General features: G+C 39.2%; 18 protein-coding genes. 3 read left to right on the forward strand and 15 right to left on the reverse strand.

All coding sequences use genetic code 11. The annotated features are described in order from the left end of the window. Positions 1 to 117: 117 nt before the first annotated feature. Both AS4_RS09410 and AS4_RS09415 read right to left on the reverse strand, forming a co-directional pair. Positions 118 to 3,288, reverse strand: a complete 3,171-nt coding sequence (locus tag AS4_RS09410) for an efflux RND transporter permease subunit (RefSeq protein ID WP_096733980.1) — start codon at positions 3,286 to 3,288, stop codon at positions 118 to 120. A 1-nt stretch (position 3,289) separates the two neighbouring features. Continuing rightward, positions 3,290 to 4,465 carry an efflux RND transporter periplasmic adaptor subunit gene (locus AS4_RS09415; RefSeq protein WP_096733981.1) on the reverse strand — a complete coding sequence of 392 codons (1,176 nt, stop codon included), beginning with the start codon at positions 4,463 to 4,465 and terminating at the stop codon, positions 3,290 to 3,292. A 431-nt stretch (positions 4,466 to 4,896) separates the two neighbouring features. Here AS4_RS09415 and AS4_RS09420 point away from each other — a divergent pair, with 431 nt between their 5' ends. Further along, complete coding sequence (locus AS4_RS09420; RefSeq protein ID WP_096733982.1) at positions 4,897 to 7,074, forward strand: TonB-dependent receptor; 2,178 nt, start codon at positions 4,897 to 4,899, stop codon at positions 7,072 to 7,074. Between the two features lie 53 nt (positions 7,075 to 7,127). Here the strand turns inward: AS4_RS09420 and dapC are convergent, their stop codons facing one another. The 6 genes from dapC to AS4_RS09450 all read right to left on the reverse strand — a co-directional run bounded on the left by dapC (position 7,128) and on the right by AS4_RS09450 (position 14,156). Further along, on the reverse strand, positions 7,128 to 8,297 hold the full coding sequence (gene dapC, locus AS4_RS09425; protein WP_096735505.1) for a succinyldiaminopimelate transaminase: 1,170 nt from the start codon (positions 8,295 to 8,297) through the stop codon (positions 7,128 to 7,130). Positions 8,298 to 8,325: 28 nt separating this feature from the next. Beyond that, positions 8,326 to 10,992, reverse strand: a complete 2,667-nt coding sequence (glnD, locus tag AS4_RS09430; protein ID WP_096733983.1) for a [protein-PII] uridylyltransferase — start codon at positions 10,990 to 10,992, stop codon at positions 8,326 to 8,328. Positions 10,993 to 11,018: 26 nt separating this feature from the next. Next, positions 11,019 to 12,227, reverse strand: a complete 1,209-nt coding sequence (purT, locus tag AS4_RS09435; RefSeq protein ID WP_096733984.1) for a formate-dependent phosphoribosylglycinamide formyltransferase — start codon at positions 12,225 to 12,227, stop codon at positions 11,019 to 11,021. Positions 12,228 to 12,416: 189 nt separating this feature from the next. Then, positions 12,417 to 12,914 carry a metal-dependent hydrolase gene (locus tag AS4_RS09440; protein ID WP_096733985.1) on the reverse strand — a complete coding sequence of 166 codons (498 nt, stop codon included), beginning with the start codon at positions 12,912 to 12,914 and terminating at the stop codon, positions 12,417 to 12,419. Between the two features lie 167 nt (positions 12,915 to 13,081). Then, positions 13,082 to 13,417: an L-valine transporter subunit YgaH gene (gene ygaH / locus AS4_RS09445; RefSeq protein ID WP_004821146.1), complete on the reverse strand. Its 336-nt coding sequence runs from the start codon at positions 13,415 to 13,417 to the stop codon at positions 13,082 to 13,084. 1 nt (position 13,418) lies between these two features. Then, positions 13,419 to 14,156 carry an AzlC family ABC transporter permease gene (locus AS4_RS09450; RefSeq protein ID WP_096733986.1) on the reverse strand — a complete coding sequence of 246 codons (738 nt, stop codon included), beginning with the start codon at positions 14,154 to 14,156 and terminating at the stop codon, positions 13,419 to 13,421. Positions 14,157 to 14,258: 102 nt separating this feature from the next. On the opposite strand from AS4_RS09450, the gene AS4_RS09455 reads away from it, so the two are divergent. Then, positions 14,259 to 14,741 carry a hypothetical protein gene (locus tag AS4_RS09455; RefSeq protein WP_004720940.1) on the forward strand — a complete coding sequence of 161 codons (483 nt, stop codon included), beginning with the start codon at positions 14,259 to 14,261 and terminating at the stop codon, positions 14,739 to 14,741. A gap of 75 nt (positions 14,742 to 14,816) precedes the next feature. Here the strand turns inward: AS4_RS09455 and AS4_RS09460 are convergent, their stop codons facing one another. Both AS4_RS09460 and AS4_RS09465 read right to left on the reverse strand, forming a co-directional pair. After that, complete coding sequence (locus tag AS4_RS09460) at positions 14,817 to 15,224, reverse strand: hypothetical protein (protein ID WP_096733987.1); 408 nt, start codon at positions 15,222 to 15,224, stop codon at positions 14,817 to 14,819. A gap of 168 nt (positions 15,225 to 15,392) precedes the next feature. Then, entirely contained in the window at positions 15,393 to 16,094 is a 702-nt protein-coding gene (locus AS4_RS09465) for a Crp/Fnr family transcriptional regulator (RefSeq protein WP_096733988.1), read from the reverse strand. A gap of 332 nt (positions 16,095 to 16,426) precedes the next feature. Here AS4_RS09465 and AS4_RS09470 point away from each other — a divergent pair, with 332 nt between their 5' ends. Next, on the forward strand, positions 16,427 to 16,969 hold the full coding sequence (locus AS4_RS09470; RefSeq protein WP_096733989.1) for an Mpo1 family 2-hydroxy fatty acid dioxygenase: 543 nt from the start codon (positions 16,427 to 16,429) through the stop codon (positions 16,967 to 16,969). A gap of 222 nt (positions 16,970 to 17,191) precedes the next feature. On the opposite strand, the gene AS4_RS09475 is transcribed toward AS4_RS09470, so the two are convergent. The 5 genes from AS4_RS09475 to AS4_RS09495 form a co-directional block, all read right to left on the reverse strand. Next, positions 17,192 to 17,803, reverse strand: a complete 612-nt coding sequence (locus AS4_RS09475) for a superoxide dismutase (RefSeq protein WP_056510760.1) — start codon at positions 17,801 to 17,803, stop codon at positions 17,192 to 17,194. Between the two features lie 465 nt (positions 17,804 to 18,268). Next, on the reverse strand, positions 18,269 to 19,360 hold the full coding sequence (gene ychF / locus AS4_RS09480) for a redox-regulated ATPase YchF (RefSeq protein WP_004720929.1): 1,092 nt from the start codon (positions 19,358 to 19,360) through the stop codon (positions 18,269 to 18,271). A 349-nt stretch (positions 19,361 to 19,709) separates the two neighbouring features. Then, positions 19,710 to 20,369, reverse strand: coding sequence for a methionine ABC transporter permease (locus AS4_RS09485; RefSeq protein WP_004720927.1), 660 nt, complete (start codon positions 20,367 to 20,369; stop codon positions 19,710 to 19,712). After that, on the reverse strand, positions 20,350 to 21,420 hold the full coding sequence (locus tag AS4_RS09490; RefSeq protein ID WP_096733990.1) for a methionine ABC transporter ATP-binding protein: 1,071 nt from the start codon (positions 21,418 to 21,420) through the stop codon (positions 20,350 to 20,352). Before AS4_RS09490 ends, AS4_RS09485 begins: the two co-directional genes overlap by 20 nt. A gap of 11 nt (positions 21,421 to 21,431) precedes the next feature. Next, positions 21,432 to 22,268 carry a MetQ/NlpA family ABC transporter substrate-binding protein gene (locus AS4_RS09495; protein ID WP_056510766.1) on the reverse strand — a complete coding sequence of 279 codons (837 nt, stop codon included), beginning with the start codon at positions 22,266 to 22,268 and terminating at the stop codon, positions 21,432 to 21,434. Positions 22,269 to 22,272 lie beyond the last annotated feature (4 nt).

The following is a 22,272-nucleotide window of genomic DNA, read 5'->3' on the forward strand; positions in this document are numbered from 1 at the left end:
ATAAAAATGCCTATCTAATAAAGATCTAGATAGGCATTTTCTTTTACATTATGTTGTCATCTCATCCATTGGGTCTAGCAATTAGTTCGGTTGAGCATCTGATTCAATTTTAAAAAATCAAGAATGAGATACGCTTGCTTCGTTCGATTTATTGGCTTTATTGCGCTTAAATAACATGTTGTGAATATCATCGATAAAGGTATACACAACAGGAATAACCAATAACGACAAGAAGGTACTGGTAATCAGTCCACCAATTACAGAGATTGCCATCGGTGCTCTAAAACTTGGATCTGTACCTATTCCTAAGGCAATCGGAAACATACCTGCGCCCATCGCCAAAGTGGTCATAATAATGGGGCGTGCACGCTTATGGCAGGCATCTAAGAGCGCATTCATACGTGAATACTGCCGTTCATTACGGGCGATAATTGCATAATCGACCAAAAGAATCGAGTTTTTACTGGCAATTCCCATCAACATGATTAAGCCAATCAAACTTGGCATCGAAAAACTACTTTTTGCTAAAAGCAGTAGCACAAACGCACCACCCAGTGCCAAAGGCAATGCCACTAAAATGGTGATCGGTTGTAAGAAGTCTTTAAACAGTAGCACCAAGACCACATAGATACACAATACGCCTGTTAGCATAGCTAAACCAAAGCTTGCAAAGAGCTGTTCCATCACATCGGCATCACCCAGATTGGTACGTTTTACTGTCGGAGGTAAGTTTTTGATGGTTGGAAGTTTATCTACAGCAGCCGCAACATCGCCTAAAGGCTGATCATTGAGCTCAATATTAAAGTTGATGTTACGTAAACGGTTAAAACGGTCAATTTGTGAAGGACCACTTTCAATATTAACTTGTGCAATGGTGCCTAACATCACTGGACCTTTACTACCAGTAATCATCAAGCGTTTAATCAGATCTTGATCTTGACGTGCAGACAGGGGCAGTTTGATGACAATTGGAATTTGTCGTTGCGAAAGGTTTAATTTTGCCAAGTTCTGATCAAAATCTCCCGCCGTGGCAATACGCACAGTTTCAGCGATATTTTGTGTGGTAATGCCTAAATCCGCAGCTTTTGCAAAGTCAGGGCGAATTACCAATTCAGGGCGAATCAATGCTGCGCTTGAGGTAATACTACCAATATTTGGAATAGTACGGATTTCTCGTTCTACTTGACGTGCTGTCGTGATTAGTACATCAGGGTCATCACCTGACAGCGCAATTTGGTATTGGCTGTTATTGCCTGCAATACCGACTTGAATTCGTGCACCAGGCAGTGGAGCTAAACGTTGGCGCAAATCATTTTCAATTTTTTGCAAACTTGCAGCACGGTCTGAACGTGCTGTGACTTGAATGGTTAAGGTTGCTTTTCTTGGTTCACTTGATGCACCACCTGCAAAAGGATCTGTACCTGCTGAACCACCACCAATCGTGGTATAGACACTTTTAATTTCAGGATGATCCTTAATTAAACTACGGGCGTATTCTGCTGCTTTTAAGGTATCGGGAAATTGTGAACCTGGTGGAAGCTCTACACGCACTTGGGTCTGCCCAGTATCAGGCGGTGGAACAAAGCCTGTAGGGAGTAATGGAATGAGCATCAGTGAAGCAATAAAAAATATGATGGCACTGCTTAAGGTGATCCAACGATGATTTAAACACCACGTCACCATCCGCATATATGCGCGCATCACCCGACCATCTTTGGCACGATCATGTTGAAGTTCAAGATCACCATGATCTTTGATTGCTTGGCTTTGATCATCTAATACTTGATTGTCGTGATGACTTTCAACTTTACCAACCCAAGGTTTAAGAATATAGGCTGACATCATAGGTGTCAGTAAGCGTGCCACCAAGAGTGAGGCAAAAATAGCCAAAGCCGCTGTCCAGCCAAATTGCACAAAGAATTTACCCGCAATACCACTCATAAAGGCAGTGGGTAAGAACACGGCAATCAAGGTGAAAGTGGTGGCAATCACGGCTAAACCAATTTCATCGGCTGCCTCCATCGCCGCTTCATAAGGCGTTTTCCCCATTCGAAGATGCCGGATGATATTTTCAATTTCTACAATGGCATCATCGACCAGTATTCCCACAACCAACGACATGGCTAACAGTGTGACAATATTTAAAGTAAAACCTAAGTAATACATGCCAATTAGGGCAGGTAGAATGGACAAAGGCAGAGCAGTAGCCGCAATGATCGTAGCACGCCAATCACGTAAAAACAGCCAAACCACCAAGATTGCAAGCAGTGCGCCTTCATACAGCAAGGACATTGAGCCTTTATAGTTATCAACCACAGGATTTACAAAGTTAAATGCTTCAGTGATTTTAATATCAGGATGCGCCGCTTTTAATGTTTCAAGTGCCTCTTTTACTCCGATTTCAACATCAACTTCACTTGCACCTTTACTGCGGGTAATTTCAAAGCCAATCACGGGGTGGCCATTTAACAGTGCAGCAGAACGTCGTTCAGCAATGCCATCACGAATGCTGGCAACTTGATCCAGCCGAATATGGCGACCATCACTCAAGGCAATATCCATTGCTGCAATTTCAGCAGCAGTTTTTACTGTGGCAATGGTACGAATAGACTGTTCACTGCCGCCTATTTTGGTTTGCCCACCAGAAGCATCTTGCTGAACAAGGCGTAATTGTCGGGTGATGTCTGTTGCAGTGGCATTTAACGCTAAGAGTTTTTCAGGATCTAATTCAACTTCAACTTGACGCGTGACACCGCCTACACGAGAAACCGCACCAACGCCTTTGACTTTTAACATTGCACGTGCAACATCATAATCTACAAACCAAGACAGTGCTTCCTCATCCATACGAGGGGATTGGATAGTGTAGGTGAGAATCGGTGAACCTGAAAGATTGATTTTACTGACAATTGGATCACGAAGATCCGCAGGTAAATCTGAACGTACTTGTGAAACCGCGTTACGGACATCATCAACAGCTTCTTGCAGTGGTTTTTCCAGTTGAAACTCGGCAGTTACGGTAACTACACCATCTTGGATATTGGTATATTGATTTTTAAGTCCCTGTAAAGTTGCAATCGAGTTCTCAATTTTACGTGCAACTTCTGTTTCCAGTTGCGGTGGTGCTGCACCGGGTAAAGCCGCAGTAACCGTAACCATCGGTAATTCAATATCGGGGAATTGTTGGATTTTCATCCAATGAAAACACATCAAACCGGCTAAACCAAGCATGATAAAAAGCAAGATACCGGGAATCGGATTTTTAATCGACCAAGCGGAGAAATTCATGTTATTTCTCCTGCGTGCTAACGAGTTGTTTGGTCAATGGTGTATCTGGAATAGCTTGCCCACGTTTGATTAAATCACCATCTGACAAGAATCCTGTTCCAGAGGCAACCAGTTGAGTGTTTGCTGCTAAATCAACAATTTCAACACGATCATTTAAACGTCGACCAAGTGTGACTTTCTGTTGAGTCACTCGATTATCTTTATTGACAATAAACACATAAGAGAAACCATCACGTAAAAGTACTGCGGTTTGAGGCACTGTGAGTGCTGGCTTTTCGCCTAGATCAAACTCACCTTTGACAAACATACCCATACGAACAGCATCAGTGGTTGGTATGTCCACATAGACCAAGCCATAACGTGTTTGCGGGTCAATGACTGGTGCAATCATGCGAACGCTACCTGAAACGGCTGAACGGCTAGGATCAGGTGAGGTGATATGTGCGGTCATGCCTTTTTTAAGTTTATATAAGTCTGTCGAGGTGACTTCGGCACGCCATTCCAAACGGTTATCACGGATCAAGCGAAACAGTTCTTGTCCCGTTTGTGCCAATGAGCCAACTGTTGCTGTACGTGCTGAGATAACCCCATGATCGGGTGCAATCACTTGGGTTTGCGTTAAACGAAGCTGATTACTGTCAATTTGGGCTTTGGCTGCATCTAAGCGGGCTTGTGCTGTACTTTGAGAAGTCAGGTATTTTGTCGCTTCTTGTTGTGAAATTGCACCAGTATTTTTGAGTTGTTGAATACGTTGATTATTGATACTGGCATCAGCGAGCACAGCTTTCGCTTCAGCATAATTGGCCTTTGCTGTCGCCAATTCAGCGCGAATACTTTCACTGTTAATTTCAGCTAAAACTTGTCCACGTTGTACGTTATCACCAACGTTGACATTGACTTTGGTAATTCGTTGCCCCGAAAGTTCACTGCCAATCACCACTTCTTGCCATGCAGCAATATTGCCATTGGCCGTAAAGTTTTGCTTCCAGTTTTGCAGCTCGGGTTGTATCACCATTACAGTCAGTGCTGGCTTAGTGTTAGAAGCGGATGTTGCTGCATTTTCTGGAGAAGTCTGTTTTTTACTTGAAGATTTCCATCCAATAAAAGCGACGATTAGCACAATAAAAATAATTGCAATAATGATCCCGAGTTTTGAGTTTATGCGCTTTTTTTTCATTGGGTCATGCGATTTCATTTTAGTTTTTTAAATGAGTAGAGATAAGTTGAGTATCTCTAAAGGCTCTATGTTTGGTCAAGTTGCAATACAGCGCTTAATGTGATTTTTTGAAAGTTAAGCAGTTAAATTTTGCTATAGAGAGGCCGTTGAAGTTAGTGATATTTGTTGTTTTATGGCCTTGATTATTAGATGGCTTGAGTGGTTAAAATTATTTATATGTTTTTAATATAGAAACCATCAAGATCAGCATAATTTTGTATAAAAACTACAAGACCATTCACAATTTATAATATTTTTTAATAAATAAATACCATGAGATCTTGCTTTTTTATTTAAAAAATCACGCTTACAAAATGAGAAAGTAAGTTTAAGTAAGAGTGATTATCATTTAATATGGCGGCTTAATTTAGACGACTGTTTTAGAGCCTCCTATGCGAAAAATTAAACCCTTAATTGTGATGATGGCAGTGGCGACAAGTGCTGCAATTGCGCATGCTGAACAACAAGATGCTTCATTGTCTCAGTCGAGCAATGGTAATGCAAAACAACTGAGTACGATTACAGTAGTCGCAAGTGCAGATGCATCAGCAGAGGGTTTAATGCCAGCGTTTGCCGGTGGACAAGTGGCTTCTGGCGGTAAAGTTGGGATATTTGGTAATCAGAAAAATATAGATACGCCGTTTAATCTAACCAGTTATACCAATCAATATATTCAAGAGCGACAAGCTGAGAGTGTGGGAGATGTACTTCAGGCAGATTCAGCTGTGCGTACAGCAAAGGGCTTTGGGAATTTTCAGGAAGCATATTTTATTCGTGGTTTTGTGCTAGCTTCTGATGATACGGCTTATAACGGTTTATATGGAATACTTCCTCGTCAATATATTCCAACGGAGTTATTTGAACGTGTCGAAGTATTTAAAGGTGCCTCAGCGTTTTTAAATGGAGCGATTCCCGGAGGAACTGGGATTGGTGGTTCTATTAATTTGTTGCCTAAAAGAGCGGGAAATGAGTCATTAAATCGTATCAATGTAGGTACAGATTTTAATGGTGGCTATATTTCATCAGATGTATCGAGACGTTTTGGTGAAGATGAGAAATTTGGTGTGCGTGTAAATACGGCATATCATGGTGGCAATACAGAAATTGACAAAGAAGATAATTCACTAGGTGTAGCTTCAATTGCGATGGATTATAAAGGTGAACAATTACGCCTCTCTGGTGATTTGGGATATACCAACAACCGTTTAAGTGAAAATCGCCCAAGTTTGCGTTTAACCAATAGCGTAACTGCATTACCAAGTGCATCACAGTATGCGAATTATCATGGTCAGTCATGGACATATTCAAATGAAGAAGATATTTTTGGTAGCTTCCGTGCAGAATATGATTTAAATGATGCAACAACTGCATATGCTGCTTATGGATTCCGTAAAACAGAAGAAGATGGTGTCTATTCAAGTCAGCAATTAAGTAATACTCAAACAGGAGCTGCCAAATTATCGGCATCGACCATTCCACGAAAAGATACCAATAACAGTGCAGAAATTGGGGTAAAAACGAAATTTGATACAGGTACTTTAAAGCACAATGTAGTTTTTTCTGGGTCGATCTATCGAGCAGATAAACGATATAGTTATGGTTATGCAACAAGTTTAGACGATAATTTTTATAATCCTATTTATACAGATGGCTCAAATATTAATAAATGGCTAGGTGCCGCTGGTACATACCCCAAAGCAGGGGTGAATACTTTAAAAAGTGTAGCTTTAGGCGATAATATTTCTGCTCTAAATGATCGTTTGACTGTAATGCTTGGTGCGCGCTATCAAGAAATTGAACAAGATGTTTATTCATATGGTACCTATAAGTACGATATTAATAAAAACAAAGTTACCCCAGCATTAGGTGTAAGCTATAAATTAACCCCTGAAATGGCAATTTACGCTAATTATATAGAAGCTTTAGTACAAGGGGATGCGATACAGGATAGTGTCGGTAATAACTATATTGCTGATCCTTTTGTATCTAAGCAGAAAGAAGTTGGATTAAAGTTCGAAAATGATCACCTCGGTGGTGCATTGAGTTACTTCTATACAGACCGTCGAAAAGCTTCTGTGAATACTTCTGGAACTCCACAATTGAGTCAGGCAACCAATATCCATCAAGGTCTTGAATTTAATGCCTATGGTCAATTAACTGACTTCGTTAAGATTTTGGGTGGTGCGACGTGGATTGATACCAAACAGAAGGATACTTATCAAGGTTTATACAATAATAATGAAGTTATTGGCGTTCCAAAGTTTCAAGCGAATTTAGAAGCAGATTGGAAATTGCCAGTTGAACAGGATATTAGTGTAAATGGTCGTGTTGTGTATACGGGTTCAACATATGCCGATAATGCCAATACGTTGAAAATTAACGATTGGACGAGATTAGATGTTGGTGCAAATTATAAAACCAAAATTAATAAAGTTCCGACAACATTCAATTTCTCAGTGACTAATGTTTTAGACAAGGATTATTGGGCTTCAGCATCTGTAAATGACTATACCTATTTGTCTTTAGGTGATCCCCGTACCTTTAAATTAAGTGCAACCTTTGATTTTTAAATACCATAAAAAAATGCCCCAAATTTGGGGCATTTTTTTATAACAGTATATTTTTATAAAATAGCTTTTAGACGTTGAATCACTTGCTCACATTGAGCAATATCCGCGACCAATGCCATACGAACATGACCTTCACCAGGATTGCCTTGTTCAGTATCACGAGACAAATAACGCCCCGGTAAAACTTTAATGTTGGCTTTTTCCATTAACATTTTGGCAAAGTTTTCATCATGATCGACTTTTAACCAATAATAGAAACCAGCATCAGGCTTTTGTAATGCTAAAAGATGACCGAGTTCATTTTGGAATAAATCAAACTTAGCAAGATAAAGTCTACGATTTTCTTCAACATGTGTTTCATCGTTCCAAGCAACAATTGAAGCCAATTGATGTTGGACTGGCATTGCAGCGCCGTGATAAGTACGGAATTTTAAATAAGGTTTAAGTAAGTTTGCATCCCCAGCAACAAAACCTGAGCGCATACCTGGTAGGTTTGAACGCTTAGACAGAGAATGAAATACGATACAATTTTTATAGTCGTCACGACCTAATTCAGCACAGACTTCTAATAAGCCGATCGGTGCTTCATCAAACCACAATTCTGAGTAACATTCATCAGACGCAATCACAAAGTCATATTGGTCAGAAAGTGCAATGAGCTTTTTAAATTGTGCTTTTGAAAGTACCGCACCAGTAGGGTTTCCCGGCGTACAAACAAACAAAAGTGCAGTTTTTTCCCAAACTTCAGCAGGTACAGCATCAAAATCACCGAGATAATTGTTATCTTCGGTACAGTTGACAAAGTATGGCTTGGCACCAGCTAAAAGTGTTGCACCTTCATAAATCTGATAGAACGGATTAGGCATTACCACATAAGGTACATCATCACGATTAATCAAGGCTTGTACAAAAGAGAAAATCCCTTCACGTGTACCTGTAACTGGAAGGACATGATCTTCGGCACTGATTGCATTCAGTTTAAAACGACGGGTTAGCCACTGAGCAATACTTTCACGAAGTTCAGGTAAACCTTTGCTGTTTGGATAAGTTGAAAGGTGCTGAAAATTATCAATGATCGCTTGCTTCACAAACTCAGGAGCAGGATGCTTTGGTTCTCCAATTGAAAGTGGGATCAAAGGTAAATCTGCAGGTTTTACATCCTGAAAAAGCTGGCTTAACTTTTCAAATGGATAAGGATGTAATAAAGACAAACTAGAGTTCATGAAACAATTACCACGATAGAAAGTAAGATTAATGTTGCCCACAGATCTGATTGGATGCTTCATCTAATGCCGCTTTTAATTTTGCGGTAAAGACTTCAGCCTCAGCTTCAGTGAGGGGGGTGCCATCTTTTTTGGTGACAAAGAAAATATCTTCTGCTTTTTCACCCAGTGTGGCGATTCTAGCAGAATGTATGTCTAGACCTTGCATCATAAATAAACCACCAACGCGTGCAAGTAAGCCAGGTTGGTCGAGGGTAGAGATTTCTACCATATTTTGCTGCAAAGCTTCGTTAAGTGTTACATTCACGGTATTTTCAATGTCGAAGTGACGAAGTTGACGTGGAATACGACGTTGCATCAAACCCGGATATTTATCTGATTCGCTTAAGGCTTTAATTAATGACTGTTTGACTGTTTCTTCACGTTCAGGATCGGTTAATAAGGTACCGAAACGATCCAAGACCACATAAGTATCTAAACTAAAGGCTTTGGTTGCAGTGATAATCCGTGCATCTTGGACATCTAGATTCATTCGATCCAAAATTGCCACTGTGGTGGCAAACAGATTGGGTTGGTCTTGTGTATAAATAAAGATCTGTACAGCATCTTGTGCTGCTTTACGGTGCGCACGCATGAGCACCAATGGTGCAGGATTGTCGCCGTGTTGCAAAATTGCACGGGTATGCCATGCAATTTCATCTGCGGATTCTTTAAGGAAGTATTCGTCCCCAAGCTCTTGCCAAACCTTTTCAACTTGATCCAGTGGAAACTCATCCACCAAGACTTCACTTGCAGAGAATTTGGTATCTTCAATCAGCATTTGATAATCAACAGGTCGACCCAAACCAGAACGAATTACATCACGCGCATGGGTATAGAGTTGACGCATCAAAGAAGAGCGCCATGTATTCCAAAGTTTTGGATTGGTGGCATTGATATCGGCAACTGTCAGCGTATAGAGATAATCTAAATGCTCCATATCACCAAGCTTTTCAGCAAACTCTTTCACCACATCTGGGTCAGAAATATCTTTTTTCTGTGCGGTCATCGACATCAGTAAATGGTTTTGGATGAGCCAAGCAACCAGATTACATTCGCGCTCAGTAAACCCATGCGCAAGACAGAATTCAATTGCATCTTCAGCGCCAAGTTCACTGTGATCTCCACCACGGCCTTTGGCAATATCATGGAATAATGCAGCAAGGAATACGATGTCACGGCGGACTAAGCGTTGAAATACAGAACTGACAACAGGATAGTCTTTGGCAAAGCCGGGTTCTTTAAAACGATTTAAGTTACGAATTAACAGTAAGGTATGTGCATCGACGGTATAAATATGGAACAAGTCATATTGCATCAGCCCCATGATTTGACCAAATGCAGGAATATAATTTCCTAATACACCATAACGCTTCATTGCCACCATGGTTTCATATAAACGATATGGAGAGCGGATGATCGCCATGAATAATGCTTGATGGGTCGGATTATCACGAAATGCTTGATCAATGCGTTTTGCTGCTAAAGTCAAAAGACGCAATGTACGTGCACGAATACCCTCGATTTCAGGGCGATTCGCCAAGATATAAAAAATCTCTAAAATAGCGCTTGGATTTTCTGAAAAGGTTTTATGTTGTTGAACGGCAAGCTTGCCATCAACCAATTTAAAATGTTCGTTAATATTTTCGATTTTACGTTCATAGTCGGGTAAACGTGGGGTAATCACCGATTCATTAAAATAAGCCAATAACATTTCATTTAAGGTCGAAACCTGTTGCGCGGTACGATAATAACGCTTCATGAACTGTTCAATTGGATAATTTGGATGATGATCATCTTCTCGTGTATAGCCAAATTTAGCTGCAATATCACGTTGATAATCAAACAATAGACGATTTTCATCACGTTTAGTTAAACGGTGTAAATGATGGCGAATTTCCCAAAGAAAGTTTTCAGCTTCTTCCAGAACGCCCAATTCAAATTCAGAAATAAAACCCAAATGAACCAAGTCGTAAATACGATTGACTCGAAAATGCCGTTTGGCAATCCAGCCAATTTGGTTAATGTCCCGAATACCGCCGGGTGCATTTTTAATATCGGGTTCTAAATTACTTTCAGTATTGTTATGTTGTGCATAGCGTTGCGCTTGTTCATCCATCTTGGCATCAAAGAAGGTTTTATCTGTCCAAGTTTGGGAAACGACACGACGAGGCCATCTTGCCAGATGTTGATTGCCAATAATTAATCGCGCTTCAATCAGCGAGGTTGCCACAGTAAGATCATTGGTAGCTTGTTCAAAACAACTACGGATGGTACGTACACTGACACCCGGTTTAAAATTCCCCACATCCCAAAGTGTAGAAATAAATTGCGTCACCGTTTGTTCTTGTTCAGGAGAAAGATCTTCTTCTGAAAGAATCATGATGTCGACATCGGAATAGGGCAACATTTCGCGTCGTCCATAGCCACCAACAGCAAATAAACCGAGATCTGTTTGATCCAGCCCTGAATGCTTCCAGAGAAACATAAGGGCTTCATCCACCACATTTGAGCGGGTACGCACAATTTCGCGTATTGTTGTACCATGATCATAGGCCTCATTTAACTGTTGTTCGACATCGCTACGCCATTGATTAATCGCTTTAATGTCATGTATATCAGTTACATATTCCAACAGAGGAGAGGTGTTGATCATGGATGTCTTGTCCGCAAATATATTGGCTAGTTGTTTAAATGAACAGTGACTTTTGCAGCCGTTTCTTGTGCAAGTTCACGTGCTTGGTCTGTTGTTTCAGCACGCGCTGTTGCCACGCCCATACGACGACGTTTAAATCCTTCTGGTTTACCAAACAGGCGTAAGTCTGTCGCAGGATTTTGCAAAGCAAGATCTAAGCCAGTGTATAAAAGATTGTTTGCATCCATACCTGCATAGATTACAGCACTTGCAGCAATACTATGCCGTTCAGTATTGACTGGTAAACCTAAAATTGCACGCGCATGTAATTCAAATTCGCTTTGGAATTGTGATGCAAGTGTGACTAAGCCTGTATCGTGTGGACGCGGTGATACTTCACTAAACCATACTTTATCACCTTTTACAAACAGTTCTACCCCAAAAATTCCACAGCCACCAAGTGCTACAGTGACTTTATTGGCAATGCGTTTGGCTTCATTTAAAGCTGCTTCTGTCATTGCTTGGGGCTGCCAACTTTCTACATAGTCGCCTGAATCTTGACGATGCCCAATTGGGTCACAATAAGCGGTTTCAATTTCACCTGTTTCTGGATTTTTCGAACGTACAGTGAGTAAGGTGATTTCAAAATCAAAGTCAATTTGTGACTCAACGATGACTGTACCTTGATTTACCCGACCACCCGTTTGAGCATATTCCCAAGCCGCATCTACTTCTGCATATTCTTTGACACGAGATTGCCCCTTACCAGAGGAAGACATGACAGGTTTAACAAAGTTCGGATAACCAATGTCATCACATGCAGAACGGAAGCTTTCTAAAGTATTGGCAAAACGGTAAGCGGAAGTCGGTAAACCAAGTTCTTCTGCCGCTAAGCGACGAATCCCTTCACGGTTCATGGTTAAATTCACTGCTTTTGCCGAAGGGATCACTGTTGCAATATTTTGTTGTTCGATTTCGACTAATACTTGAGTAGCAATCGCTTCAATTTCTGGAACAATAAGATTGGGTTTTACTTTTTCAATTAAAGCTTTTAATTCTGTTGCATCTGCCATGTTTAAGGCATAAGAGAAATGAGCAACTTGCATGGCAGGTGCGTTTTCGTAGCGGTCTGCCGCATGAACTTCGACACCAAGTCGTTGTAATGAAATCACCACTTCTTTACCAAGCTCTCCTGAACCTAACAGTAAAACTTTAAATGCAGATGATTGAAGTGGGGTACCAATAGTAACGCTCATGCTATTCTTCCATGCTTGTCTTATGGACTGTTAGCATAGCAGAACTCAGGCGTGTGTTAAGGGTTGATTGACATAAAATAATGATATTGTCTAACAGATTTTTTTATAAAGTTTTTAGCTTATAGGTGGTTTGCCACTACAAATGAAGTGGCTTTGAATTTGCGCAAGAAACTGATTAAGAATTTTTAATTAATTCTTTTTACCAACCAACAGAATCAACGCAATGAGGCAGATCAATAATTCTACAAAAAACGACCAATGCAGAATAAAGTTTAACCACCACGGCTGATAACGTGAGCTGACTTCAAAAAATACATAGGGTTGATCAATAAACGGTGCAAAAAGCCAAACATCACCTACAAAAGTATCCAAGCCAATATGTAGTAGGGCAGCACCCGAAAAAAGACTGATCATCAGGGCAGGCTTAGCCGTGTATTTAGAATGGATGAAATAACATAAAGCGATTAGAAAGATTGGAAGCCAAAATGAAAACCAATGTAAAAAATACTTATGGTGATGTACCGACCTATGATCGAATAAATAGAAATAGAATAGATCAATATCAGGAAAAACGGCACCAAGCATAATCAGCGTAAAAAAAACTTTATTGGTGATTTTTGTCTTTTTAAATTTCTTGAGTAAAAGTTTAGCCAAGATATAGCCTGAAGGTAAGTGTGCGATAAACATATCGAGTTGCGTATTTTAAATCTTATATTTGAAAGCAATCATACACAACTAATTAATTCACATGGTTTTTTATTGTAAATTGATTAGATCAAAGTATTTTAAATCCGAAAGACTTTAAATTTAAACGCTGATCTGATGATACATTAAAGTATGCTCAAACAACAAAACTACAGATAGGTATAGACCAAGCCATAGGCCAATGCTGCTGTGAGTGTTGCTAAAACAATTCTTTTAAATTTAAAATATAATCCTGTGAGTACAATAAAGCCCACCAACATCGCAAAACTTTTATTTGGGGTTTCGATCAATGGCGGGAGTGTGGCAACAATTAACATTGAACTGATTGCCGCAATTCCAATACTGCCTAATGCAATTTTTAACCATGTTGCGCCACGAGATTGTGTGTGTTGTTGGCTTTTTTGCAGCAGATAGAATGGACCAAAGCGTGAAGCAAAGTTTGCAATACCGACCAATATCCCCACCAAGATAATCTGTAAATCCACTTTAAATACTCACTTCATCAGTTTGCTTTAAAACAAAATGTTTAAATAATCCCGCTAAAATTCCAGATGCAATCCCAATAAAAATTGCTGCCGACATGTTGATAAAATAACAGGCCAATGCGGAAACCACTAAAGATACGGCAACCACAAAAGTATGTTTTTTCTCAAAGGCAGCCAATAAGAAGCTTAAGAACAATGCAGGTAATAAAAAGTCTAAAGCGGCTTGTAAAAATTGTGGCAAGTCGCTGACTTGATCTGCAAATAAACCACCTAAAAATGAACCCAAGGCCCATGACATCCAGCTAAACAAGCTGAGTCCTAGCATCCAAGACTCTGACCATTCTTGACGACGTTGGGAAAGTTTAATCATTCCAGCCGCAAAAACTTCATCGGTTAAACCCCATGCCCATACTGCGGTCTTTTTTAGGTTTAAACGGTCTTGAATCAGGTTTTGTAAGGCTGGCCCATAAAGTACGTGGCGAATATCCAGTGCAATGACTGTAAGTGCTGTCATCCAAATAGATGTACCACTGCCCAATAATGCAACCACAAGAAATTGGCTAGCACCAGCGTACATAGAGCAAGATAGAAATAAGGCTTCCCATGCACTAAAACCAAATTGGGTCGCGGATACACCAAAGGCAAAAGATACAGGCAGATAAGTAAAGATGATGGCTTGACTGTCTTTAGCGCCTTGCCAAAAGCCAGCAGTTTGGACTGAGGGATTGTGCTCTGACACAGGACACCTAAAACGAGAGTAAAACAAAAGGTAAAATCAAGATTGTGTATTCTACCCGAATTTACTAGCATAGTAGCGAAATGTTTATTTAGGCGTAACTTTATGTTCGCAAATCAGTCGAAATTATTATTGAGTATGACCTTGGTGTTAGGTGTTTTAGGTTTACAAGCATGTGGTAATTCATCTTCTGAACCTAAAGAAAAAGTTGAAATTAAAGCTGCGCCAAAACTAACCAATGATGCGACAACCTATGCCAATGAAGCATGGAAACTGATCAATCAGGTGGAACCCTTTGTCTACCGTAAGCAATTGAATTTGATTGAAGACAATGTACGTAAACCTTTACGGAAATTAAGTACCGACTGGCGTATCAATGTCAAAATGACCGATTCGGTGACAGAAGGTAAATACGCGTTGTGTCGTAAAGCCATGACCAGTTTAGATACTTGGGCAAGATCGACATTGGAAAAAGATGGTGAAATGCAAAAAAATCAAGCGCAATATGAGCGTGATAAAGCCCAGTGTAAAGACGCAATTGAAAATCCAAGTTTAGGCAATACTAAAGCAAATAATAATATTTTTTAACAGACCTTAGTAAATGGCGCAAATATGCGCCATTTTTTATTGATACAGATCTAGGTTAAGTACGTTCGGTGTTACTTAAGGTTTTAATGGATTGGTTGATGCAGTTTTCACTGCTTTGTCTTTGGCAGCAGTTGATTTTGCAGCAGCGTCATTTTTCACTGCTTTGGTTGTTGCTTCAGCTTTTGCTTTGCTTGCAGCAGTTTCAGTTTTTATCTTTGTCGCTGCTTCTTTCGGTTTCGCTTCAACAGCTTTGGTTGCAGCTACACTTTTGTCTTTTGCTTGAGTTGCATCAGCTTTGGCTTTTGTACTTGCAGCTGTTGCTTTTTGAGTGGCTTGAGCTGCAGGATTTGCCGCAACACATTTACCGCCTTTATGGTTTGGGCCTGTACCACCAACCAATGTTGTACCTTTAGGGCATGCAAATGCAGACGCGCTAAGTACAGTGAATAATCCCGCTGTGAGCAATGTTGTGATTTTTTTCATTTATTTCAACTTTTATTGAGATGGCATTAGCGCCTAGCTAAAATATAATTGTATTTTTCACAAAGTAGAATAAATAATTTGTATATTTTATTTATAAAATGATTATATATTCCAGCCGTTTAAGGTGAATTTAATATTTGTCTAAAAGTGGAAAAGTGATGTGTTAAATTAGAGTTGGCCTAGTGAGTGAGCAATAGAATGTAATTGATTGATATCTAATATTTCTATTTTTTTAAAGGCAATTTTTAAAACACCTTGTTGTTCGAGTAAATGTAATTCTTGGTTAATGGTCTGGCGTGAGCATTTGAGCAGCAATGCCAATTGTTCTTGAGATAAATGAATGATGTTATTTTCAATACGGATATGATTGCCATAACCGTTTAAGATAAACATCAAACGTTGAGCCAATCGTTGTTGTATATGCTGGGTCTGAATTGAAATGAGTTCTAAAAAAGCAAAGCGAAGTTTTTGACTGGTCAATTGGGCGATATGGAACCAATATTGCGGATAGTCATTTAGAATTTTCTGAATCGCTTGGCTGGGGATATGTAAAATTAAACATTTTCCAACAGCAATGGCATCATGAGAACGTGGTTGTTGATCCACCAAAGAAATTTCTCCAAACCACATAATCGGTTCTGCAATAGCAGCAACGGATTCATTTCCTTCGATATCAATATAGCCTAAGCGTACCCGACCATCTAAGACCGCATAGATGCCATTAAATAGATCGCCTGATCTGAAAATCGCTTGATCACGCTCAAATTTTTGATAATGGGCTTGTTGTTGAATCAATTGTTGAAAAGGAATAGGCAGTTGTGAATACCATAAATTCTTTGATAATAATTCAAGGTCCGTTGAATTCAGCACAATATGTCCTTTTAGGTATCATTGTTAATCTTTGCTTTGATTTTCAAATATATCTAACAGCATAGTCAGTAGGATAGAAAGTTCCTTAGATAAAATCAGTAGCGATAAGCACTGAGTAGAACCATTTACAATCTTCCTTTAAGGGCAGCAATTTAGCGTGAATATGACAGAGTCACTGGCCATAATGTATCAATAAATTTATTGTGAAAGCTGTTGTTATTTACTTCTTTGCAAATTTAAATGAAAAATCAATTCAACTTGTCAGCTAGACGACAACTTTTATCTTAGCGCTTTTATATAGTGAAATGAAGAGATTAACAAGGACGCTGAAAATGAACAGATTAGAGCAACTTCTTAGCCAGTACGCAGCTTATCATTTAGACCATAAAAATGTATTTACGCATTTTATTGGTATTCCGATGATCGTATTTTCAATCATGTGTCTAACGGCTAGAGCAGGGGTGATGCTTTCAGGTTTTGAAATCACTTTGGCATTGATTCTATTGGTTTTAAGTGTGATTTATTATTATAGTCTGGATAAATTATTCGGCTTTTTAATGTTGCTTATTTATGCAGTAGCCTATCCATTTGCCTATAAAATTGCTCAATTAGGCATGGGAACTTGGCTAAGTATCAGCATTGGTACTTTTGTTGTAGGATGGGTATTCCAATTTGTAGGGCATTTTTATGAAAAGAAAAAACCTGCATTTGTTGATGATTTAGTCGGTTTAGCGATTGGTCCATTATTTGTCTTAGCTGAGTTTGTATTCTTGCTGGGTTTTCGTAAAGATTTACAAGAAAAAATGCTAGCAGAAGCCAGAATGCAACGTACTGCAATGGATGAAAAATCATTAGACGCTTTACACGCGAAATAATTTGAAAGATAAAGAATCTAGTTTATGATAAAACCCTTTAAGTCAGTAATTTAAACTGACTTAAAGGATATCGACTTCTATATTTTTGTTTGTTTTAGAATAAGAATTCTTTGATAAATATCACTAAACCAAAGAAAAAAATGGCGCAACCAATATAAAATTTTATTTTTTTAATCAGTGAAGAATTGAACATTGGCATCGTCATATGGTCTGTATAGTATTTCATTGGATTGCTTCTAAATAACGGCGATTCACTTCTTCCCAATTCACAACATTATAAAATGCCGCAATATATTCGGGACGACGATTTTGGTATTTTAAATAATAAGCATGTTCCCAGACATCTAAAGCCAGAATCGGGATATTGCCATTCATCAGTGGTGAATCTTGATTGGCACTGCTTTCTACGATGACTTTCTTTTCAGGGGTTACGCTTAACCATGCCCAGCCACTACCAAATCGTGTCAGTGCTGCTTTAGTAAAGGCTTCTTTAAAGTTTTCAAAACTGCCAATATCTCTGTCAATTGCTTCAGCGATTTGTTTAATCGGCTCTCCACCACCTTGAGGGCTCATTACTGTCCAGAATAAAGAGTGGTTAGCATGTCCACCACCATTATTAATCACGCTATTTTTAAGATCAGCAGGAACTTCATTCACTTTTGAAACCAGTTCTTCAATCGACAACTTGTCCCATGCTGTGCCTTCAATTGTGGCATTGATATTATTGATATAGGTTTGATGGTGCTTGGTATGGTGGATTTCCATTGTTTTTGTATCAATATTAGGTTCAAGTGCATCGTATGCATAAGGCAGTTGTGGAAGCGAGTAAGCCATGAATCAATCCTGTGATGTTAAGTAATAGTGATAATGCTAATAATTATCATTATTATATATGAGCATCAAAAGTGCAACCAACTTAACTTTATTATTGTGTAGCTGATTTCAAAATAGAGATGATCAATTGAGGCAGGGGCTTAGCGATAGACGTTTGGAGCGTTTTATGCTGTGAATAAATATCGTGTATATTTACTGGAATATTATAATTTTAAATGTTGATATTTTTTATAAAAACCTGAATACGTGTTTCATTAAAAAGCAGAGTTAAAATTAGATCGATAACGCGAATGGTCAAAGTGATCCGCAAATCAATCAACAGATCGTTGAATCTAGATTTAGAAAACAAGTTTTAAATATTCGTCAGACATTTATAAACCAAACTAAAACCAGCGAAAGATTCTATGATGAAAAAAAACAGGTTGAAGAAGTCTTCAACCTGTCTCATCAAAGCATGAGATCTGCTTATACGTTAAAACGGAAATGCAAGACATCACCATCTTGAACGATGTAAGTTTTACCTTCTAAACGCCATTTTCCTGCTTCTTTAGCGCCGTTTTCACCGTTGTATTGGATGAAATCATCATAAGCGATACATTCTGCACGAATAAAGCCTTTCTCAAAGTCAGTGTGGATTACACCCGCAGCTTGAGGTGCAGTTGCACCCACTTTTACAGTCCAAGCACGTACTTCTTGAACACCTGCTGTAAAGTAAGTTTGTAAGCCAAGTAAGCTATAACCTGCACGAATCACCACATTTAGACCTGGTTCTTCCATGCCTAATGCTTCAAGGAATTCAGCACGATCTTCATCATCCAACAATGAAATTTCAGCTTCGATTTGGTTGCAAAGCGGAACAACGATTGCATTTTCCTCAGCAGCTAACTTTTTCACAGCTTCAAGGTGTGGGTTGTTTTCAAAACCATCTTCTGCAACGTTTGCAATATACATGGTTGGTTTTAATGTCATTAAACCAAAACCACGCACAAGTTTACGTTCATCATCATCTAAATCAGCTGCACGAGCTGGCTTGCCTTCATCAAGTAAAGGTAGAATTTTTTCTAAAACTGCTTTTGTTGCAAGGGCTTCTTTATCACCGCTTTTTGCAGATTTTGCCAAACGGGTAACTGCTTTAGTTACAGTTTCCAAGTCAGCAAGTGCAAGTTCAGTATTAATCGTTGCAATATCATCTAATGGATCAATTTTACCATTTACATGAATTACGTTTTCATCTTCAAAACAACGTACAACGTGAGCAATTGCATCAGTTTCACGGATGTTTGCAAGGAATTGGTTACCCAAACCTTCGCCTTTAGATGCGCCCGCAACTAAACCTGCAATATCCACAAATTCCATCGTAGTTGGAATAACACGTTGTGGTTTAACAATGGCTGTTAATTTGTCTAAACGTGGATCAGGTACAGGTACGATGCCTGTATTTGGTTCAATGGTACAGAATGGGAAGTTTTCCGCAGCAATAGCAGCTTTAGTCAATGCATTGAAAAGTGTAGATTTACCAACGTTCGGCAAGCCGACAATACCGCAATTAAAACCCATGAAATAACTCACAAAGTGTTATATAAAAATTGCGGATGATTTTACATGAAAGCCATGACAAAGTCAGGTCTACGACCTATAAGTTTTAAAATCAGATCATCTCAAATATATCAAGTGCTACATATTTGCCTGAGATCAGCACTTTTATTGAACAAAATGAGCATTCTAGGGCAGTGACAATTGATTTAGCATAATTTTTATAAGTGGATCAATTAAGTAAAGTTACTATCCTTCGTCTAACGACGACATCCATGTCGCCCTACAGATGGGTAAGCCTTGTATCATTCAACAAGGCAAAAGCGAAATCTATTTTATTTATATTGATGCAAATGAAGTTAATTGGAAAAACTTAAATCTTCCGTTTATCCAACTGACTTGCCAAACTGTCACCAAATGCCTGAACGATCATGACCAAAGCCACCAAGACCACAATCACAGCAAACATCATTTGCATATCAAAGCGTTGATAACCATAACGGTAGGCAATATCACCTAAGCCACCAGCACCAATTGCACCCGCAATTGCAGAGGAGTTAATCATGGTGACAATTGTGACTGTAAAACCTGCCACAATGCCGGGTAACGCTTCAGGTAAAAGTACATGCCAAACGATTTGCTTACGGTTACAGCCCATCGCTTGTGCAGCTTCAATTAGACCTTGATCCACTTCACGTAAGCTAACTTCTGCAATACGGGCAAAGAAAGGTGTCGCGGCTAAAGTTAATGGAACAACAGCTGCCCAGACTCCGTAACTGGTTCCGACAATCCAACGGGTTAAAGGAATCAGCGCCACCATTAAAATCAAAAAGGGAACAGATCGGGTAATGTTGATCACCGTGCCTAATGCATGATTAATCTTTTTAGATGGATAAATCCCTTGTTCAGATGTATTGACCAAAATCACTGCCAAAGGTAAGCCAATCAAAAAGGCAACAATGGCAGATACGCCAACCATCAGTAAGGTATCTATGGTTCCGGTCAGCAACAAATCAATGAGTTGGTCTTGCATAGCCAAGTACCTCTATTTGCGCAATTTGATGTTTTAACCTTTCTTGTAAATTATGCAGGTCTAAATGGGTTTGTTCAGTACCGACAATCAGCGTTCCAATCAAATGGTTTTGGATATTGTCGATATGACTTTGATATAAATGTACGGATTTTTCAAAAACTTCAAAAAGTTCCACTAAATCAGGTGAGTTTTTCGGATCGGTTTCATAACGTAGTTTTAAAATACTATGGGTTGAATCTTGTTGTAGCTCTGTATGCACTGGAAAGGGCAAATCGAGTTGTTCTAGGTTTAACAATTCTTGTGTGATTTTCTGCTGAGGCTGTGAAAACACGGACCAGACTTGTCCTGACTCAACGATTTCACCATGTTCAATCACCACCACTTGATCGCAAATTTCACGAATCACTTGCATCTCATGGGTAATTAAAACAATGGTAATCCCTAATTCTCGATTGATTTTTTTCAGCAAGGATAACACCACTGAGGTACTTTCAGGATCAAGTGCAGACGTAGCTTCATCACATAATAAAATTTCAGGATGATGCACCAGCGCACGAGCAATACCAACACGTTGCTTTTGACCACCAGACAGCTGTGAAGGGTAGTTATGCGCTTTATTTCCCAATCCGACCAGTTCTAAAACATCGTTGACACGTGTTTCAATTTCAGCTTTATCGACATGGGCAATTTTTAAGGGCAAAGCCACATTGTCCCAAACTGTTTTGGCAGACATTAAATTAAAATGCTGAAAAATCATCCCGATTCTTTGACGTGTTTGAATCAATTCAGCATGACTGAGTTCAGCCAAATTTTGTTGATGAATATGAATACTGCCCTCAGAAATACCTTCTAAACCATTTAAGGTTCGAATTAAGGAAGATTTACCTGCGCCACTTTTACCGATGATGCCGAAAATCTTGCCTTGAGGAATATCTAAGTTGATATTTTTTAACGCATGGATCTGTTGATCTTGCCCATCATAGTATTTATTCAGATCACGAATTTTGATATGTGGGACTGAAAAATCAACATGCGAACCGAAACTCACCATTTCTATTCTCCTTATTTCCAGCCTGCAAACCACATATCTTTGCCGAAATCTTTATCTAAAATATCTCGAACTTGCTGTGAGTTTTGGAAAGCTTGAATAAATTTCTCTAACTTTTGATTTTTGTCTTGATAATCGGTACGTGTCACAAAAAGAATGGCGTACTTTTTATCAACGGGATCTAAAAACAGGGCACTATGCGGATCGGCTTTTTTTGCCATATTTAAGTAATGTGGAAAACCAAAAATCAGATCTGCATCATCATAAGCTAAAGCTGTTTGTGGACCTTCGACTTCTAAAAACTTCAACTGTTTAGGGTTTGAAACAATATCCTGAAGTGTGGAAAGTTCATTGTTGATGTCTTTGATTTGAATTAACCCAGCACGATGTAGCAGGATCAAAGCACGCGCAGAGTTAACGGGGTCACTCGGGATGACAACACGAGCATTTTGAGGTAAGGCTGCTAAGGATTTATATTGTTTTGAATATAAACCGACATGGCTGCCGCTACCTGTACCAAAAGCATGCAAATCGTAATTGGTTTGCTTAATGGCATTCTTTAAAAATACACTTTGTTGGAAAAAGTTAGCGTCAATGTCACGGTTTTGTACCGCAACATTGGGTGCTTGCCAATCTGAAAATTCGACCAGTTTGACATGGATACCATCTTTCTCTACCTCTTTGGCAACCGTTTGTAGTAATTCGGCATAAGGTGGGCTAATGCCAATCGTGAGTACATTATCCTTTTGTTGATTTTGTACATAACGATAGGCAAAAAGTCCTAATAATACGATGACAACAGCAAGACCAATCAGCAGGTTCTTGTTTTTGAGTTTGGAAACTTGGGACATGAGT

This window comes from Acinetobacter guillouiae, assembly GCF_002370525.2.
Classification (GTDB): Bacteria; Pseudomonadota; Gammaproteobacteria; order Pseudomonadales; family Moraxellaceae; genus Acinetobacter; species Acinetobacter guillouiae.

Bases quoted from the DNA above. Each gene is read 5' to 3' on its own strand.
- AS4_RS09410 (WP_096733980.1), bottom strand. From the start codon at position 3,288: ATGAATTTCTCCGCTTGGTCGATTAAAAATCCGATTCCCGGTATCTTG.
- AS4_RS09415 (WP_096733981.1), bottom strand. From the start codon at position 4,465: ATGAAAAAAAAGCGCATAAACTCAAAACTCGGGATCATTATTGCAATT.
- AS4_RS09420 (WP_096733982.1), top strand. From the start codon at position 4,897: ATGCGAAAAATTAAACCCTTAATTGTGATGATGGCAGTGGCGACAAGT.
- dapC (WP_096735505.1), bottom strand. From the start codon at position 8,297: ATGAACTCTAGTTTGTCTTTATTACATCCTTATCCATTTGAAAAGTTA.
- glnD (WP_096733983.1), bottom strand. From the start codon at position 10,992: ATGATCAACACCTCTCCTCTGTTGGAATATGTAACTGATATACATGAC.
- purT (WP_096733984.1), bottom strand. From the start codon at position 12,227: ATGAGCGTTACTATTGGTACCCCACTTCAATCATCTGCATTTAAAGTT.
- AS4_RS09440 (WP_096733985.1), bottom strand. From the start codon at position 12,914: ATGTTTATCGCACACTTACCTTCAGGCTATATCTTGGCTAAACTTTTA.
- AS4_RS09455 (WP_004720940.1), top strand. From the start codon at position 14,259: ATGTTCGCAAATCAGTCGAAATTATTATTGAGTATGACCTTGGTGTTA.
- AS4_RS09460 (WP_096733987.1), bottom strand. From the start codon at position 15,224: ATGAAAAAAATCACAACATTGCTCACAGCGGGATTATTCACTGTACTT.
- AS4_RS09470 (WP_096733989.1), top strand. From the start codon at position 16,427: ATGAACAGATTAGAGCAACTTCTTAGCCAGTACGCAGCTTATCATTTA.
- AS4_RS09475 (WP_056510760.1), bottom strand. From the start codon at position 17,803: ATGGCTTACTCGCTTCCACAACTGCCTTATGCATACGATGCACTTGAA.
- ychF (WP_004720929.1), bottom strand. From the start codon at position 19,360: ATGGGTTTTAATTGCGGTATTGTCGGCTTGCCGAACGTTGGTAAATCT.
- AS4_RS09485 (WP_004720927.1), bottom strand. From the start codon at position 20,369: ATGCAAGACCAACTCATTGATTTGTTGCTGACCGGAACCATAGATACC.
- AS4_RS09490 (WP_096733990.1), bottom strand. From the start codon at position 21,420: ATGGTGAGTTTCGGTTCGCATGTTGATTTTTCAGTCCCACATATCAAA.
- AS4_RS09495 (WP_056510766.1), bottom strand. From the start codon at position 22,268: ATGTCCCAAGTTTCCAAACTCAAAAACAAGAACCTGCTGATTGGTCTT.